Raw genomic sequence first — 17,210 nt, 5'->3', positions numbered from 1 at the left:
TTAGCAAATCCATTCGCCATCGCACAGTGCAATTTCACCCAGCGCCTTGATGAAGCAGCCGATGTAGTTCTTCTGGTTGCTGAGCTCTTTCGGTGCCCAGGAGAGGGCCTTCTCTTTTTGATAGCGGTCATACGAGACCGACAACAGCGGAGCAAGCGGTTTGGCCGCCGGAACAGCAGGCTTGATATTCGGCTGAGGTTGAGGGTTATCTGGCTCGCTTGTGGGTTGCACAACTGGCTTGGGTCTGGAATGCACACAGGCAAGCAGCTTCGCAACAGCTGCACGGGCCGTCAGCTTCTCTCGGGTATGCAGGAATTTTTTGATCTCTTTGCGGCGACCACAGGGGAGCACTGTCACCTTGCGGTAGTACCAGATACCTTGCGGAGAGAGCCAGAGATTCACAGAGAAGACTCCTGATTCATCCACACAAAGTGGATTACCAAGAGGTCTGAAGGGGGGCTATTAGCTGTAAATTATTGAATTGCAGAAACAAGTGGTGGCCCTACCAGCCACATCCCGGCACTCGAGTCCCCCGCCTTGGCTGCTACCTTCCGGTCCTGACCAGGTCGACGGGTTATCAATGCGAGCCCAAATAAATCAGGCACTTGGGGATGGAACTGATTGCCATCACAGTGTTCTGAAACCTCAACAAGCGAGAATCCGCCGGAAGTACGGTCATCCACATCAAGTGGACATGCTTAAATTGGTAACAAACAGGCCAATCCTACCCGCCCTCTCCCGTACACTGCAAGCACCTCATTACAGGCCCCATCCCCTCCCTCAGCAGCTCAACAATCAACCCAATATTGAGCAAAATGAAATCTAATGGTAACTTTGGGTCTCACTTAAACCCGAGGTGACATATGGCTACGAACACAGGCAAAGGCTATCGACAAGGTTCCGTCAACGACCGTACCCAAGTTCAGAACCCGGTTAATGGGAACTGGACGAAACGTGATACGGATAGCGGCAAGTTTATCGAGCAGAAACAAGGTGGGGAGCCCTTCAAAGGGGTAGCCAAAGAAACCGACAACCGCCGGAAGTGAGTTCATCGATGACCGACCAGTGTTCTTGTGGCCAGCCCCTCAACCATTCAGTTGTGTTCCATCAAAACGGGCAGAAACTCAAAAGCTGCCCGAGCTGTTCAGAACAGGCTGGCGTTCATGTGTTCTATCGGGCAGGAGAATTCGGATTCAGACGGATGGCTGGTGTAACTAGGATACAATCATGGTGCCGTGGTTGCCGAGCCAAGCATCGTTACATCCTTACTCCAATACAAACTTGTAAATCTGAAGGTGCCCCATCAAGGCCCCTTCAGGATAAACTCGCTATATCAAAGGCAGGGAAGACTTAGTTTCTCTGCCCCACCAATATAGACTCTAACGAAACCCTTTTTATCGGAGATGGATTGTTCTCCACATGGAGAGCCTTCGTCAATTTGGTAGCTTATATTACCCCGAGAAAAATCCCATAGTGTATAACTACAAGCCCCTGTGCCTTGAGGGCGCCATGCTTTTGGATCTTTTATCTCTACATCTGGTTTTTCTGTAATTTTTCTTGGTTTATTCCAAGAGCGATATCGATACAAGTTGTTAGGCATCGAGTCGATCAATATCATGTGCTTTTTAGTCTCACATTGATATGTGATGCCTGTTTCATCCTTTGAATGCTTACGTTCTGCTGTAAGTGGTAGATTTATAGAACCAATTTTATACGCTAGTTTTTTGTCAACATATAACGCTATGACTCCGACACTCGCATTAGAGTTGTTACCGTCAGAATAATGGATGCCATCACCACTCGATACAATTCCATTAGGATTTGTTTTCAAAATAGCATTAACAACCTCTTTAGTAAAAATACGAGAATAGTTATCCCTTAAGCTATTTGGATTAGTGATAGCAATCACCCCCCATTCAGTTCCAGTAATGCGTAACGGATATTTAATCATTGTAGATAACTGCTCTAAACTTGACGATTCCAGAGCTTTCCTGAGATCGGAATCAAAATAAATAAACTCCCCTTCATCACCAAAAAGATCAAAAAGCCGCCCTTGAACTTCATGAGTCAACACTAAAGCAGGATCACTTCCCCCCTTAACAACTCTATCAACATTCTCTTTTTCCGTAGATTTATCTACTGTAGTTATAGAATCACGATCGCTTTTTCCTGTTTCACCATGGTCTGGCTGATTAATACTATCACCATTAGGCTTCTCTGTTTCTTGAGATACTTTGATATTCTCACTAACTAAAATCTGTTGTAGCTTATCATCTACTTGGGCCTGTAATGCTCTCTCATTTGCATCCTGCATTTTAGTTAAAACTGAATGGCTTAGTGCATTGCTGGCAGCCTGATACCGTTGAAAGGCATCTATGCATTGATCACTACTCGCATCACCACAATTATCCCATTCATATTTGGCACTCATGAACTCTTCTGATTCTTTAGTAGCATAGGCCATGGGAATAAAAGTAATAAATAAAAATGATAGTATGAATTTAGATTTCATTTAGTGAAATACCCTTCTCGCATTATGACAACACAACCTTTCAATCATCAAAAAGAGCCCTTGGCGGGCTCCTCTTTAAACGTCAATTAATACATTCCCCCCATGTCACGCCATCGGTGCCGCACTCTTCTTTGTGCGTCCCATCAGCAAAGACGGTGAACTTGCGGTAACGCCCTTGGTTGTCATAACTGATAGTGGTGGTGACCTTATTGCTGTCAGTAACGGTCTGTTTCTTGAACCAAGCACTAGCCTCAGGCTCAGGTGTTTTGTCGTCATAGCGATATGGCAGTTGCTCGAAAGCGGCAACCAACTCGCTCATGTTACGAGTCGCGTGATCATTAGCCATCCCTACCCAGTTACTGAGGAAAGGGAAACTGGCAGAACCGCCGAGGAAGTAAACAAACTGGCTGCTGTAGTTGGCCCCTTCCGCTTTATAGCCGACCGTCGCATAGCGATGAGTAATTGCCCCAGCCAGGTTCTCTGGGATGCAATCTTCAAACGCCTGAGCCTCACCGTTAGCAAGGTTCACCAGCTCGTATTCCTTCGCATCAGCGTTAGTGGAGACAGTCTCCTTGATGTCGCAGCTGTAAGGGGTTCCGTCTCCATTCCGAGACTCAAACTCGTAGCTATTGCTGTAGCGATAGTCCTTGCCAGCAACGCTGATCTTCTCGCCATAGATGATGGTTTTGATATCTTGATTGAAGTCGTTACTGACTTTAACCAGCTCAGTTTGACTCTTGGTTGGCCAATAGATCCCTTGCTCGCGATACCAAGCCTTGGGATGCGCATTGTTGTTGTCTCTCGAGTCACCCTGGTGGTAATCCACATAGGCATAGAACGCATCAGGATGGGCACGCTTTAGCTCTTCACTGGCGCTGAATGACTTCTGTAGCCCGCGTACGATTTCTTGGGCCTTGATCGCCGTCTCGTCATCACCGGTAGCGATAAAGTCATCGAACAGTTTATTCTCGGGGATGTTGTAGTGATACACCACCCGATCTACAGCCTGTTTCAGCGACTGCATCAGTTGCTCACGCTTTTGCTGGTTTTCCATCACACTCTGGCAAGTCAGAGCCCCACCAGCAGCCAACTCCTTTTCTACTGAACTCCACAGCACAGTGGTCAGCGGCGTCACATGATAGAAATCATCTTGCGTGATCGGCTTGAACTTCGGCGGTAGTACCATCTGATAAGCCTTCTCAACAGGCCCCAGATCCAGATCCACGGCCCCCACAGGCACATCGACAACCAAGGGCACGTATTGAGCACACGCTTGCTGAGCCTCTGTCAGCTCCAGACGATAATCACCAGCCCCAGATGTGATGCTCTTAGGCTCTCCCTCATCCCATTGCCGATTGAAGTTCAGGTCCAGATAGACAGAGGCACCTTGAACATACCCATCGATCGCCTTCCCCGAGATCGCGGCCTTGGGTTTAGGAGGGGTCGGGGTGCCACCGCTATCTCCACCACCACCTCCACAAGCAGTCAGAGCTATGCATATACCCATACTCACCAGTGAACGAACTGACATCTATTTCTCTCCTTGTCTTTTTTATTATCAGCACACCGAACCCAATTTGATTCCAAAGGAGGCATGCTAATAAATCGCAGCTAAGATTTGTGTGATTGATAGCGCTTTCACGCATTAATGACGACTTTATCTTGTTGATTACATTGATCTTCCCTCTAACTGCCTGAGTATTCTTTGCACACTGGATAGGCTAATCCCCGTTCGACGTGCTATCTCTGCCTTGGCTATTCCCCGTTCAGCGAGTGACAGAACCTCCTCCCCTTTAGCCATGGCGGTCGGCTTACGACCTTTGTAGACCCCACGCTGTTTTGCCATAGCAATCCCTTCTGCCTGACGCTCCAGCATCAGCTCCCGCTCAAACGTGGCGATGGCTCCGATCATGGTTAACATCAGTTTTCCGGTAGGTGTCGAGGTATCGATACCCAGATTCAAAATCCTCAGAGCAACCCGCTTAGCGTGCAGGTACTCCGAGATCTCCAACAGGTGGCGAGTGTTGCGAGCCAAGCGATCCAGCTTGGTCACCATCACCACGTCTCCCTCACGAACAAAATCCAGCATCAACGAGAGCTGCGGGCGATCATCCTTGGCCCCGCTCACTTTCTCCTGAAATATCTTGCTACACTCGGCCAGTGCCTGAAGCTGGGCATCCAGGCTCTGCCCCACAGTGCTGACACGTGCATATCCCACCAGTGCCATGGTCTCCTCCTGGTCAATAGGGCAAGGTACACTGACGCGACCGGTCAGAAGGTCGAAAGGAACCCATATGACCGGCAAAAAGTGGCACTTTCGCTCGCGTCACACGGGCTTGGTCTATTGACCTGTGCCAGTGATACAAATGAAAACGGGCCATTCCGTGATGGATGGCCCGCAGGGGTAGTCAACCAGATGCTCTGGATGCTCTATCTATTGGTCATGCAGGGTGCCGATCGGGGGATCTCAATGACGCGTTGCCCCGCCCGGCATCCGCAATACCTTGGCCAGCTCCTCAGCATGAACCTTGTCACGGGCGATTAGGCGGATCATCAGGGTTCCCCCTGCAATGGCAACCAGAGTCACCGAGGTCAGGATCATTTTGTTCATGGGTAGTCCTCTTCGTTCATGTTGTAGAAGTGTGGCGGCATGTAGCGGGCCATCATCGCGTTGACGATGACCGACGCAAATGCTGTTAGGGCTGCCTTCAAGGCGTCCAGCAGCAAGGTTTTCATGAAGTCATTCATGGCGATTACTCAGGGGTTATCTTCAGGCGGTAGACCTCCATCCGGCGATAGTCGAGAAAGTTCCTCTCCCAGAGCCGGTAGAGGTCCATGGTGGTGGCCAGCGGCCGCTCTCCACACCAGAGCTGTGATGCCAGCCCGGCGTTGAAGTCAAAATCGAGATCCTTGACCAGCTCGCCACCGAGGTAAGTGAACTCGGTGACGTAGGCCATCCCCCAGCTACCAGCCCGTTTTTCCAGACGGATTTCGACCGGACGGTAACCACCGGTGTCGGCGGAATACTCGGGACTGCGGAAGTTGAGGGTCAGGGCAGTGGCATCGGGGTAGCTGCCGATGATCTTGGTGAACAAAGCCTGTAGTGGTTTGGATGGGGTCATAGCAACCCCCTATCGGCAAACGAGACGATGTCGTGCTGTCCCACCACGAAGTGGTCGAGCACTCGCACGTCTACCATCTCGAGCAGATCCTTGAGACGCTCGGTAACAGTCTTGTCAGCGTCCGAGGGGTCCACAATACCGGATGGATGATTGTGGGCCAGAATGACCGCTGCGGCGTTTTTGTTGAGGGCCGCCTTGACCACCTCACGGGGGTGAACGGTGCCCGCATTGATGGTGCCGAAGAACAGCTCCTGGTAATCGAGCAGTCGATGTTGATTGTCGAGCAGTATGACGGCGAACACTTCCCGCTCGTACTCCCCCATCTTGAGCCGAAGGAAGTCTGCAGCAGCTTGGGGCTGGATGAAGGCTTGGCCCAGATGCCGCTGTCGGCTCTCCAGAATGGCCAATGCCTGATTGATGATGTGATCGCCGTGTCCAGGGTGATCATCATAGTGGTGTTTCATAACAGTAACCTCGCGTCGTTTGGATACACGAGTTACTTATGCCAAGAATGTACGAGACAATTGAATGAGTTTCAGGCGGGTATAAGTAGAGAAAGCAGGGCCTTTATTGGTCACCCCCCTTAAAAATTTTTAGATAAGAGTCACGGTTTTGCTCTTCATAGCAAGGTATGTTTTTGCTAATCCCTGCTATTGGGGTAAATCACCAAAAGCTAAATTTTTAGCTTAATATCAACAACTTGAGTATAAGGAGAGACCCTTGTCTGTCACCCAATTCATCCCCGCTCAGCCCAATGAATATGCCTACTTCGACATCCAAACATCGGAAGCCTGTGATGTAGTGCTCGAACGTCATCCGTTAATCGGCTTCCTGACCAAAGCATACGAAACAGGGCAAGGGGAAGTCGTCATAGAAGCTTGGCCAGTATCTACCATTGGTGAAAATGTCACCCCCAACTTTATTCAACGTCATGATGGCACCTTTACCGATACTCAAGGTGAACGCACCTGCTACTCGATCATCGACATGATGTACGAACGAGGATTCGAGCCTGATAACTCTATAGCACTCCCCCCCGAGAATCCGAAAGAACTGTCAGAATTCGTTTGGCGCCCACTTCGTACCCCGAGTGAGTAACTGTACACCCAGCATCTGCGGATATCGAACTTTGCCCTTTCACTACAACAAAGGAGGAAAGGGCTTTTCCCGTTAGATAATTCTGCCAAAATTTCATCTAGTTATAGAACTTTTCTGTGTGGAATGTCGAAAAAGAAAGTTCATATAACGCCAAAATTTCAGCAGAATGGCAGTTCTGAATCGCCCCACCCTATGGCTCTGTGTATCCTCTTTTCCGGGAGATAGACGCATTAAAGTGTCATCCCTGCCCCATTTGCTTCTGGTAATCCGGTAGCACCTTATCGACAGCATCCCTGAATGCCGCTTTATGGTTACGGTAGAGTCGATTGGCCAGCTCATGCACAACGATATAATCTAATACAGACAGCAGTGCCATCAGGCAACGCTAGTGGAAATTCAGATCTTCCTTGGTCAAATAGGAGGTTCAGTGGTACTCAGTGGTACTCAGTGGTACTCAGTTAGCAAATCAGGTTAATCTCGGTTTAGGCGAAGCAAGTGAATTGGGAGCAAATGGTCTTTTCCAAATACATTACACAATAAAATCTAAAGCATAACCTTTTAGAAGGCTAACAAAATCACGCGATGTAAACTTCTTGTGACAAAAATTACACTCCCTGACCACAAAGACCAAAAAAACACAATAGAAAAATACCATAAAACTACTAAGTGCGTACAAATCTGACCATTGTGAGCAAAAAATGATGCATTCAAGGGTAAATAATACTATATTGTAAATAAATCATTTTGATATCTATCTTTCACATGAAGACCATCTGGCTAAAAATCACTCTATTATGTATCTTTTCAGCTAGCTGCCTGAGCGACAGCATTGCATCAGTCAACTCTCCCTCGGTTTATACAAATCACTTCCTCAAAACTTCAGCTACATTCAGCGTTGCAGTGCCTGTGAAAGGATGGCCTCCATATGTTTATGTTGATGCAGAGGGGCAATATAGTGGCCCACTAATACAACTTGTTCGCAAGCTATCTGAAAAGCTCGGGATTACAATAAATTACACTCCATTTTTCACTTATACCTCAGCTCGCGAAGCTTTAGGGGCTGGAGAAGTTGACATACTATTTGGTTTTTTTGATGCTGAAAAAGATGAAAAATCAATTTCGCTAAACACTATTAATATATTAACAATACCTCGTTCTATATTGTTGAGAGAAGGCGATCCCATCCCCTCGTTGGCAAATGCTAAAGAAATGCGATTTGGATGTGAGCTTGGAAGTGCTCATTGCTCCGCTCTAAGCAGTTTAGGAATCAAGAAAATAATCACTGTTAAAAGTGACCAAGAGGGTGTGGTATTACTTCAACATAGAATAATTGATGGATATGTAGCAGATCGACCTACATTACTTTGGCACCAAGAATATGATGAATCATCTCTACAACTAGTGATGCCGTCGTGGTTAAAAACCAGTAATATGGTAGCAATTATCTCGACTCAGAGAAGTAAAGAGTTTAAAGATATGATATCTTTTGGTATCAATCAAATTCCTCTGTCTGAACGTCAAGATTTTTTTGACAAACCACAATTTGGAAAAATAAATGAATTTAGAGTATTTTCATTACCTTCATTAAGCCAAGCTGAACGCCATTGGTTATTATCACATGGCCCTTTACGCTTTGCTGTTGCACCCTACTGGTCAAATTTTAGCGAAATAGATAAACATGGCCAACTAAAAGGATATCTGAACGATTTATTCAATTTACTTCGTCAGCGTACTGGTTTGATTTTTACTTTAGTACCAACATCTAGTTGGGAGGAGAGCCTGCGTCTTTTTGATGATAGAAAAGTCGATTTTTTACCAGGTATAACTCCGACTGAGAATAGAAAAAAGACCATGCTTTTTACTCCTGATTATGCTAATGCACAGAGAGTTATTATTGGTAAGTCTGGTGATGATGAAATAACAACTTTATCTGAACTCAAAGGAAAGAGAATTGGTATTGTTTCTGGCTCATATGAAGAAACCATCTTACGTGAATCAGGAGCAATACCAATAACATTCCCAAGCAACAACTTTTTGTTACCACAGTTAGATCTCGGTAATGTAGATTACATTTTATTACCTGTTCGTAACGTACAAGACTCAATAACTAAAAATTTCAACCAGCGTTACGCTGTAGTTTATTCAGATGAAAATCTGAACCAGCCGATATCTATGGCTGTACAACGCGACGCTGAAATATTGCAAGGAATTCTAACTAAAGCACTGCAAACGATAAAGCCTGATGAATTAGCCAACTTGCAAAGGCGCTGGCTAAATCTAACTATTCAAACTGGACTAAATCCTGAAAAGGTTGTTCTTTGGGGAAGTATTGGTACGATTATTTTCATTTCAATATCTTTACTTTTTATTTTATGGAATAGGACTTTGCGCCGACAAGTGATTCGGAGGGTTATTGCTGAAAAGTGCCTTAAAGAGCAAATTTCATTCATACAATTACTAGTTGATAGCTTACCAACTTTAGTCGTATTAACAAATGAACGACATGAAATAATAATGTCAAACTACAGCTATCGTGATGTATTTTTTTCCGGTCAAGATCTTAAGGGGAGTTATAACACTTTGCTCGACTCTCACTTATCTAAAGATATAATAGACAACATTATTTCTGATGACAAGCATATCTGGGAAACAGGTGTAGAGCTAAGTGGTAATGGCGAAGTCAAGCTTAAAAATGGTCTGATGTGTCAATTGCTGTACACTAAAAAATTACTTGTTAACGAAAATGGGTCTCGCTTAGGGATATTAACCGTTTTAACCGACATTACTGAATTACGACAAGCTAAAGTACACGCTCAAGAAATGGAGGCAAGATTAACTCAATTAACCGATAACGTACCTGGTTTTGTTTATCAACAATTATATCGTTCACCTGAAGACAGTAAAATTATTTACGTAAGTGCAGGAATAGAGTCCTCATTGGGAGTTACTAGAGAAACACTCTACAATCTTAATAGTTTGCTCGCAGCATTTAAATATGTAGGAATAACAATTGACGAAAGTAAATACGTCCCACTTTTTATTCACCAGGTAACTAAAGAACATCAGCTTGACTTAGTGTTTGAACTTATAACCCCATCCGGGGAGGAGCTTAGTTTTCAGCTCAAGGGCAAAGTTTTACCAACAAATGATAACGGTTTTATGCTTTTTGTCATGGTACAGAATATAACCACATTAAGACATCAAGCTAGAGAACTACAACACGCCCGTAATATTGCAGAGCAAGCGATGCAAGCTCGTAGTCGTTTTTTAGCAACAATGAGTCATGAGCTACGCACACCAATTTCAGGTATGCATGGTATGCTCGAGCTGCTTGAAATTAGTGATCTTAATGAAAACCAAAAATATCTCTTACGTAATGTACAGGGTTCAGCTAACAACCTACTCTATTTAGTCAATGATATTCTAGATTTTTCAAAAATAGAGGCTAATCAGCTACATTTAGATATTCAGCTTTGTAATCTACACATTGTATTATGTGATATTATTCGTAGCCATACTTCGATTGCGAAAGCAAAGGGCCTTATCGTAAATCTTAAATGGGGGCTTTTGGTTCCAATTAAATCATACTTCGATCCTGTGCGTATCGGCCAAATTTTATCTAACTTGCTAAGTAATGCAATCAAGTTTACTGCTAAAGGTGAGATTACAATAAGCATTAATTGGGATGATAATCAATTAACTATTGCCATAAAAGATACCGGCATTGGCATCCCTCATGAAAAAATAAATCGACTCTTTACTCCATTTGAGCAGTTAGATGTAGATATCACTCGTCGCTACGGTGGTTCTGGCCTTGGGCTATCTATATGTTATTTATTAGCCAAGCAAATGAACGGTTCGTTAACCGTAGAAAGTGAGCTAGCACAAGGAACCTGTATTATATTCAATGTGCCCCTATGTAAAGAAGAACAAACATTCCAACCATTACTGGGGACACACTGGAATACTCTCGATTTATCCCATGACATAATAATGATGATGAAGAGCTTGGGTGCAACTCTATCAGAAATAGATGATGATGCGGTTCGAAAAGGTATTGAAAGTCGATTATTGGCCGATGAAGCTTCTCTTAAAAGAATATTTGGTAACCAGTGGCAAGAGCAACTTTTGATGATTCCTACAGGAGGCATCATTTTTTCACAGCATGAGCAGGCAAGAACTCGGTTAAATAGCAGCAAATGGTGGAGGCTTGGTAATGCTCCCACCTACCCAGATCTCTTATGTGAGGTTAGTGAACTATTAATTAGTAATCAGTCTGAATCTATATATGGCCCACAAACTCCAATCCTCTTGGATGGATACGTGTTAGTGGTAGATGACCACCCCATAAATAGAGAGCTACTACTCAGACAACTTAACACCTTGGGGGTCACAGCTAAAGCAGTAGAGAATGGTCAGGATGCTATTACATATTGGAATAGAGATAATTTTGATCTACTTCTTACTGATTGTCATATGCCATTTATGGATGGTTACTCTTTAACCAAACAATTACGAAGCATGGGTGAAAATAAACCTATAATCGGGGTAACTGCAGATGCATCTGAGGAAGCAGTGTCAAATATGGCTAATGCAGGGATGAATGATAAGCTGTTTAAACCATATACATTGAATACTCTGTGGCATATTTTGAACAAATGGTTACCTGACTCCCATCAAAAAAAATCAATCTCATTAGAGATACATAACGAGGAGACCCAAGAACAAATATCAAAGTCTTGGATCGGTTTGTTTGGGAATGAAGAGAATGCACGGACTATGGCGCTAGAATATATACGTTCGAATACACAGGATGAGTCGGTTATACGCAAAGCATTGAATGAAAAAGACCTATCTTTATTTCCTGATGCTGCCCATAGGATTAAAGGATCAGCTAAAATGGTAGGATTAATTGAGTTAGCAGATTCAGCCACACAATTGGAGGCTGCAGTAAAGGGGCTTCAGTGGGAAGAATGTGTATCAGCTGGAGAACGTTTGTTGGCCCTCATGCAGATAGTAAAGAATGATATTGGAGTATGGCTAAATGATAAATGACCTTGACAATCTTATCATTCTGGTAGTTGAGGATCATGTTTTTCAACGTAAAGCTCTTATACATCAAATTAAAAGCCTTGGTTATCAAGGCTTGCTTGAGGCATCCTCAGGGGAAAAAGCTCTCGATATTTGCTTAAATCAAAAAGTTGACATTATTTTTTGTGATCTACGAATGCCAGGAATGGATGGCATGGCTCTTTTGCATAAATTGTCGCTATCTGAATTTGATGGCAGCATAGTTATTTCAAGTATTTTAGATAATGATGTTATTACTGCAGTTCAACGAATGGGCGAATCCTACAGTTTAAAAATCATTGGACGACTAGAAAAACCTTGTAGTCAAACTAAACTGAAGGAAATAATAGAGCGTCATAACGTTAAAAAATTTCAACCAAAGAAAAACAAAGATATTTATTTGACAGTTGAGGATTTAAATAGAGCTTTAGAGCAGGATGAATTTCTTCCATGGTTCCAACCCAAAGTAGCCCTATCTAACGGTCGTTGGATTGGGGTAGAAGCTCTTGCTCGCTGGCAGCATCCTATTTATGGTCTATTGATGCCATCAGATTTTATCGAATTAGCTGAACGACACAAGCTTATTGGCTACATTACCGATATTATAGTTAACAAGTGTCTTAATGATGATTTAATATGGAGATATAATGAACTACAGCTCAATGTATCGATGAACATCCCATTTACCTCATTAATTGATAGTGAGTTATGTGCAATGTTAATTAAGCATTGTAAACAATCAAAGATAGACCCTAAATTTATAACGTTAGAAATAACTGAAAGTGCTTTCACACAAGATTTAGGCAGGTCACTAGAAATTCTCACTCGTCTCAGAATGTATGGTTTTTGCATATCCATAGATGATTTTGGTGCTGGTTATTCTTCATTGCAACAACTTGCTTTACTACCATTTACTGAGCTCAAACTAGACTGTTCTTTCATTGAAAACTGTACTCATGACCTTTCTAAATTAGCAATCATAGAATCTAGCATTAACTTGGCAAAGAGGTTAGGTCTAAACTCTGTAGCTGAAGGTGTTGAAGATATAGATACGTGGAAGTTACTATCTCAAATTGGTTGTGATGCCTGCCAAGGATATTTTTCAGGATATCCTATGCCTAGTGAACAGTTACAAACCTGGTATGGAAAATGGCTAGACACACTTAGTTTTCTTACAAAAAAGAACATATAGTAATGTGATACACATCATATTTTTCATGTGAATAAACACCACCTCGGACTCCACATTGTTTTTTAAGGCTATTTCATAGAGAAAAAAAATCCATGAGTTAATGCGATGCATGTTCAAGTTATACCACATTAACAGATCTAGTTATTACCTGACACCGGCCTCAAGCCGATCTCTTGTTTACGCTACTTTAGAGTGAACTTCATTCGGTATCAATTTCAGACTCTTTTTGAACATGCGGTAGGGGGTCTATCTTTCCATCATCCAGCTTTGATGTGACCTTTGAGTGTTGTACTAGTGTTTTGGGTAACTATCCAAGTCTGTCTGCATCTGCTCTACCGTCTCATACCTGACTGTCCTCCCCTTGATACGGAAGTGTTCATCCAGCAAGGTTCGATGTAGCCGCTCGATAAATCCGTTGCTCTGTGGCCTGCATACCTTGGTTGTCCGGTGCTCAATCCCTCCAGTTGCAGGAACTGCTCGCAGGGATGATGGTCAGGCTGTCTGCAGAACTCACGCCCGTTGTCCAACAGAATAGTAAACCCGAGCCTCATGGGCTTCAAAGAACGGCAGCACTGTTTCGTTGAGCACGTGGACCGAGGTGATTGGCAGCTTGTAGGTGTAGAGCCGCCCCCAAGCATGGCAGCTATAGCCGTCCAGCACGGTTTGCAGATACACCTTACCTACCCCCTTGAACGCCCCACGAAAAAGGTGTCGAGCACCACCAGTACCCCGGTGTAGTGAACTTCTATCTGACGTTCACGAAACTCGGGGCTGAAACGCACTAACAGGCGAATTTGCTCATCATTCAGCTCAATCGGGTTTTCTCAAGACGCAACAAGCGGTCGTGTTTGGAGAGTAGTCACACACCACGCACACCTCCTGCACTGATATTGACATCTTGCAGAGCCAGTTCTTGTGCGACCAGGTTGGGATGAGCCCCTTTACAGCCGGGCAATTTGTCGAGCAAGCCCCCAGCGCCATAGGGTCTGGTAGTTACGACGTATTTCGTAGAACTGCTGACGGCTGTAGCCGATGAGCTTGCAGGCTTTGCTGACGTAATTGAGCTCTTTTGCGAGCTCTAACAGGCTGAGGGTACGACGTGCTACTTTCTCGTTGGTGGTCATACGGTGACTCCAGATAACACGGTAGGGGTACCGTTTTGTTATCCGGTTTAAAGCCGTATGACCACTCCCTGTTGTGAACAGCTGTCAGGTGAATACCAACTCAGTACAAATTAGATATGAAAAAAAATCATATCTCGATGTTTTACATTGTTCACAACAAAGTTTAGAAATTGGGTCTTTGGGATGAAAAAGGAGGGGTTGTATTGCTTCTGCCGATCCGTATAGTCGGGGTTGTCGGCGGGCAGACGCCCCCGCACATCGCACCTTGGCTCACGCCATAGGCCCACGGGGGGCGCTGTTACCCGACCTGATTACCGCCACTTGGAACACACACAACCTAATTTTAGTTCCACAGCAGCGGTCATCGAAGGAGAGACACCATGTCTCAAACCCAACAAGTTGACCTTGAATTTGCCCTGGCCGATGCAGGCCACTCCCTGACTATCGACTTTGCTGCCATCAAAGAGCAGTTCTCCATTATGGATGTCGCCTCGGCCCTGACCGGGCAAGACGTCAAGAAAGTCGGCTCCAACACCTATCGACTGGATGATGCCAGTTGCCCACTGTGCGGCCATAATGATTGCTTCACCCTCTATCCTGACAACGATAGGTTTAAGTGCTTTAGCTGTGATGAACATGGGGATGTGCTCGATCTAGTCGTCAAGTGTGACAAAGCCCGTAGCCCTGCTGATGCAGCCCGCTTGCTTCTGCTGGACGAGCTGTCAGTCGCCCCGACCGTTCGCAAAGTGGTGAAGCTTGAGCAGCCGATCTACACGGCCCCACCAGCTCGCCTGCAAGAACTCTTCAAGCTGGCCGCCAACCACTACCAGGCTCGCCTGGATGTAGACGAACTGACGGAGTTGCGTGGCCACTCTGAGGATGTGTTGGTGGGGCTGGATATCGGCTTCTCAGGTGGCCTGAACAAGGCACTTAAGGACGCAGGATTCAGCCAAGAGGAGCGACTAGCCTCCGGTCTGGTCAAGCTTCGCAACGATGCCCCAGATCTGCTTCGTGACTTCTTCCCGAGCGGTGTCTATGTGTTCCCGCACTTCAACCGCAACGGACAAGTCAGCCGCTTCACTTTCAAGGACCCAAACAAGCAGTATCAGTTCCAGTTGCCGAGCCAGTACTGGCTTAACGGGGTGCAGTTCTACGGAGAAGAGAGCCTGAATGCCCCCGGCCCTGTCGCCCTGGTAGAGGGAGAGAATGACCGCCTGTCACTAGTAGATGCCGGTTGGCCAGGCCCTGTGCTGGCTACCATTGGCACGCTGTCACAGACCCAGCTGGAGTGGCTGAAGCGTGAGCTGGCTGACAGTGATGTTGTCACCTTCTTCGACACTGATGACGCGGGCGACAAGTACCGCTCAAAGGTGGCTCGGCTGGGCCTCAAGCTGACCCAAGTCAAGCTGCCAGATTGCGTGAAGGATATCGACGAATACCTGCATGGCGACAACCCCTTGCCTCTAACCGAGCTGGTGGCGGCATTCACCCTGGTTGAGCCTGTGGCCGAAGCCGAAGCCGAAGCCGAAGCCGAAGCCGAAGCCGTTCAGGACGATGATCAGCTGCCGGAAGTCGTCAAGGTCATGCCACGTACTGCCATCTTTGAAAACGAGCTCAACGATTCGGCCAACGCCGAACGGTTTGTGCAGATGCACGGGCATAACCTGAAGTTCGTCCCTGAGTTAGGTGGCTTCATCCACTTTGATGGTACGCACTGGACCCAGAATGACTTGACGCCAATGATCCTTGCTCAAACCGTGGGCAAAGAGATCCAGGAAATCGGACAGATGTTGATCAAGCAGGCGTGCAAGAAAGAGGAGCTGTCTTGGGCCTATGCAGTGCTCAGACACGGCTCAAGCAGCCTTAACCGGGCAGGCATTCAGAACATGCTGGAACTGGCCAAGCCGATGATGACGGCAAGACTGCACGAGCTAAACGCCAATCCGATGCTGTTGGGCACGGCGAATGGTGTCATCGACCTGAAGTCGGGTCGCCTGTTGGCACCGAGACGGGCATTCATGATTACCCACCATAGCCCGGTGGCCTATGACCCAGCCGCTGTCTGCCCGCGATGGGAGCAGTTCATCAGCGAGATCACCTGTGACGATGCCGAGTATGCCGCCTTCCTGCAACGTTGTGTGGGCTACTGGATCTCCGGCCGCACCGATGAACAACTCCTGTTCTTCCTCTACGGAGGCGGTTGCAACGGCAAGAGTACCTTCATGTCGGTCATTCAGCAGTTGCTGGGAGAGTTCAGTCGGCAGATCAGCAGCAACGTCTTGCTGTTCAACCGCAACGGCAATACCGGTCCGAACCCGTCCCTGACCAAGCTGGTGGATGCACGCCTCGTGGTCGCCAACGAGCTGCCAGAGGGCTCTCGCATGGATGAGAACTTGGTAAAGGCCATGACAGGGGATGACGTGATTGTCGCTCGTGCTCCCTACGCCAAGAAGGAGATGGAGTTCCGCCCATCCTTCTCTCTGGTGATTGTGGGCAACCACAAGCCCGAGATCCGCGATACCAGCAATGGCATGTGGCGTCGGATGCTGATGCTGCCATTCAATGCCTCCTTCACGAAGGCACAGCTGGACCCAATGCTGATGGAGAAGCTACGGGCCGAGATGCCCGGCATTCTGAACTGGGCCATCCAGGGCTGCCAGATGTGGCAAGAGCAGAGACTCAAGGCGTCGATTCCTGCTCGCCTCAAGCAGGATGTCGAGACCTACCGTGCTGAGTCGGATATGGTCGGCTGCTTCCTGGAAGAGTGCACACAGGCCAGAGCAGGGGCCAAAGTGCCCATGAGTGAGGTCTATGCAGTCTACAGCCGCTGGGCACAGCAGAACGGTGAATGGGCCATGAAGCAGTTGGCCCTCAAGAAGAAGCTGATTGAGAAGGGCTTTGCTGTCCCCCGCTATAACAGCAAGGCAACCGTCATCGGGTTGACCCTGCTCGATAACGAGATGGCGGACATGACGGTCTCAACCCATCGAGAGCAGCCGGAGACAGGAGCGAACTACACAGTATGACGAATGGGGGGCCTGCGGGCCCCTCTGCCGTTTTTGACTTTCCCATTTTGCCCGCCAACAAAGGAA

The 17,210-nt window shown here is 46.4% G+C and carries 14 protein-coding genes, 1 other RNA gene and 1 pseudogene; 5 read left to right on the top strand and 11 right to left on the bottom strand.

Going from position 1 to position 17,210, the window contains the following annotated elements:
• On the bottom strand, positions 1 to 402 hold the full coding sequence (locus ACTG2T_RS19080) for a hypothetical protein (protein WP_236284569.1): 402 nt from the start codon (positions 400 to 402) through the stop codon (positions 1 to 3).
• A gap of 98 nt (positions 403 to 500) precedes the next feature.
• Positions 501 to 594, bottom strand: an RNA gene (gene ffs / locus ACTG2T_RS19075) — signal recognition particle sRNA small type.
• 269 nt (positions 595 to 863) lie between these two features.
• Here ffs and ACTG2T_RS19070 point away from each other — a divergent pair.
• Positions 864 to 1,046 carry a hypothetical protein gene (locus ACTG2T_RS19070; RefSeq protein ID WP_021230269.1) on the top strand — a complete coding sequence of 61 codons (183 nt, stop codon included), beginning with the start codon at positions 864 to 866 and terminating at the stop codon, positions 1,044 to 1,046.
• A gap of 287 nt (positions 1,047 to 1,333) precedes the next feature.
• Here the strand turns inward: ACTG2T_RS19070 and ACTG2T_RS19065 are convergent, their stop codons facing one another.
• The 7 genes from ACTG2T_RS19065 to radC form a co-directional block, all read right to left on the bottom strand.
• The gene (locus tag ACTG2T_RS19065; protein WP_330124586.1) at positions 1,334 to 2,512 is read right to left on the bottom strand and encodes a hypothetical protein; all 1,179 of its coding nucleotides are present in this window, start codon (positions 2,510 to 2,512) and stop codon (positions 1,334 to 1,336) included.
• A gap of 82 nt (positions 2,513 to 2,594) precedes the next feature.
• Positions 2,595 to 4,043, bottom strand: coding sequence for a hypothetical protein (locus tag ACTG2T_RS19060; protein WP_201912429.1), 1,449 nt, complete (start codon positions 4,041 to 4,043; stop codon positions 2,595 to 2,597).
• Between the two features lie 138 nt (positions 4,044 to 4,181).
• A complete protein-coding gene (locus ACTG2T_RS19055; RefSeq protein WP_201912428.1) occupies positions 4,182 to 4,739 on the bottom strand; it encodes a recombinase family protein in 558 nt (185 codons plus the stop codon).
• A 240-nt stretch (positions 4,740 to 4,979) separates the two neighbouring features.
• Complete coding sequence (locus ACTG2T_RS19050; RefSeq protein WP_330124585.1) at positions 4,980 to 5,123, bottom strand: hypothetical protein; 144 nt, start codon at positions 5,121 to 5,123, stop codon at positions 4,980 to 4,982.
• Entirely contained in the window at positions 5,120 to 5,248 is a 129-nt protein-coding gene (locus ACTG2T_RS19045; RefSeq protein ID WP_254902196.1) for a hypothetical protein, read from the bottom strand. The genes ACTG2T_RS19050 and ACTG2T_RS19045 overlap by 4 nt, the downstream gene beginning before the upstream one ends.
• A 17-nt stretch (positions 5,249 to 5,265) precedes the next feature.
• Complete coding sequence (locus tag ACTG2T_RS19040; RefSeq protein WP_330124584.1) at positions 5,266 to 5,634, bottom strand: DUF2787 family protein; 369 nt, start codon at positions 5,632 to 5,634, stop codon at positions 5,266 to 5,268.
• Positions 5,631 to 6,098 carry a RadC family protein gene (gene radC, locus ACTG2T_RS19035; protein WP_330124583.1) on the bottom strand — a complete coding sequence of 156 codons (468 nt, stop codon included), beginning with the start codon at positions 6,096 to 6,098 and terminating at the stop codon, positions 5,631 to 5,633. Before radC ends, ACTG2T_RS19040 begins: the two co-directional genes overlap by 4 nt.
• A 256-nt stretch (positions 6,099 to 6,354) precedes the next feature.
• On the opposite strand from radC, the gene ACTG2T_RS19030 reads away from it, so the two are divergent.
• Entirely contained in the window at positions 6,355 to 6,732 is a 378-nt protein-coding gene (locus ACTG2T_RS19030) for a hypothetical protein (protein ID WP_330124582.1), read from the top strand.
• A gap of 238 nt (positions 6,733 to 6,970) precedes the next feature.
• Here ACTG2T_RS19030 and ACTG2T_RS19025 read toward each other — a convergent pair whose 3' ends face one another.
• Entirely contained in the window at positions 6,971 to 7,108 is a 138-nt protein-coding gene (locus tag ACTG2T_RS19025; protein WP_159164712.1) for a M48 metallopeptidase family protein, read from the bottom strand.
• Positions 7,109 to 7,638: 530 nt separating this feature from the next.
• Between ACTG2T_RS19025 and ACTG2T_RS19020 the strand changes: the two genes are divergently transcribed.
• Positions 7,639 to 11,787, top strand: a complete 4,149-nt coding sequence (locus ACTG2T_RS19020; RefSeq protein WP_330124581.1) for an ATP-binding protein — start codon at positions 7,639 to 7,641, stop codon at positions 11,785 to 11,787.
• Positions 11,777 to 12,994, top strand: a complete 1,218-nt coding sequence (locus ACTG2T_RS19015) for an EAL domain-containing response regulator (protein ID WP_254196881.1) — start codon at positions 11,777 to 11,779, stop codon at positions 12,992 to 12,994. The genes ACTG2T_RS19020 and ACTG2T_RS19015 overlap by 11 nt, the downstream gene beginning before the upstream one ends.
• 177 nt (positions 12,995 to 13,171) lie before the next feature.
• Here the strand turns inward: ACTG2T_RS19015 and ACTG2T_RS19010 are convergent.
• A pseudogene (locus ACTG2T_RS19010) lies at positions 13,172 to 14,118 on the bottom strand (integrase core domain-containing protein).
• Positions 14,119 to 14,498: 380 nt separating this feature from the next.
• On the opposite strand from ACTG2T_RS19010, the gene ACTG2T_RS19005 reads away from it, so the two are divergent.
• A complete protein-coding gene (locus ACTG2T_RS19005; protein ID WP_330124580.1) occupies positions 14,499 to 17,144 on the top strand; it encodes a phage/plasmid primase, P4 family in 2,646 nt (881 codons plus the stop codon).
• Positions 17,145 to 17,210 lie beyond the last annotated feature (66 nt).

The sequence above is a fragment of the Aeromonas sp. 75A genome (assembly GCF_051919425.1).
Classification (GTDB): domain Bacteria; phylum Pseudomonadota; class Gammaproteobacteria; order Enterobacterales; family Aeromonadaceae; genus Aeromonas; species Aeromonas veronii.
The sequence above is the reverse complement of the archived record's forward strand: the minus strand, read 5'-3'. Positions and strand labels throughout refer to the sequence as shown.

Coding starts and splice junctions, on each gene's coding strand:
- ACTG2T_RS19040 (WP_330124584.1), bottom strand. CDS start 5,634: ATGACCCCATCCAAACCACTACAGGCTTTGTTCACCAAGATCATCGGC.
- ACTG2T_RS19065 (WP_330124586.1), bottom strand. CDS start 2,512: ATGAAATCTAAATTCATACTATCATTTTTATTTATTACTTTTATTCCC.
- ACTG2T_RS19070 (WP_021230269.1), top strand. CDS start 864: ATGGCTACGAACACAGGCAAAGGCTATCGACAAGGTTCCGTCAACGAC.
- radC (WP_330124583.1), bottom strand. CDS start 6,098: ATGAAACACCACTATGATGATCACCCTGGACACGGCGATCACATCATC.
- ACTG2T_RS19005 (WP_330124580.1), top strand. CDS start 14,499: ATGTCTCAAACCCAACAAGTTGACCTTGAATTTGCCCTGGCCGATGCA.
- ACTG2T_RS19055 (WP_201912428.1), bottom strand. CDS start 4,739: ATGGCACTGGTGGGATATGCACGTGTCAGCACTGTGGGGCAGAGCCTG.
- ACTG2T_RS19025 (WP_159164712.1), bottom strand. CDS start 7,108: ATGGCACTGCTGTCTGTATTAGATTATATCGTTGTGCATGAGCTGGCC.
- ACTG2T_RS19060 (WP_201912429.1), bottom strand. CDS start 4,043: ATGTCAGTTCGTTCACTGGTGAGTATGGGTATATGCATAGCTCTGACT.
- ACTG2T_RS19015 (WP_254196881.1), top strand. CDS start 11,777: ATGATAAATGACCTTGACAATCTTATCATTCTGGTAGTTGAGGATCAT.
- ACTG2T_RS19045 (WP_254902196.1), bottom strand. CDS start 5,248: ATGAAAACCTTGCTGCTGGACGCCTTGAAGGCAGCCCTAACAGCATTT.
- ACTG2T_RS19050 (WP_330124585.1), bottom strand. CDS start 5,123: ATGAACAAAATGATCCTGACCTCGGTGACTCTGGTTGCCATTGCAGGG.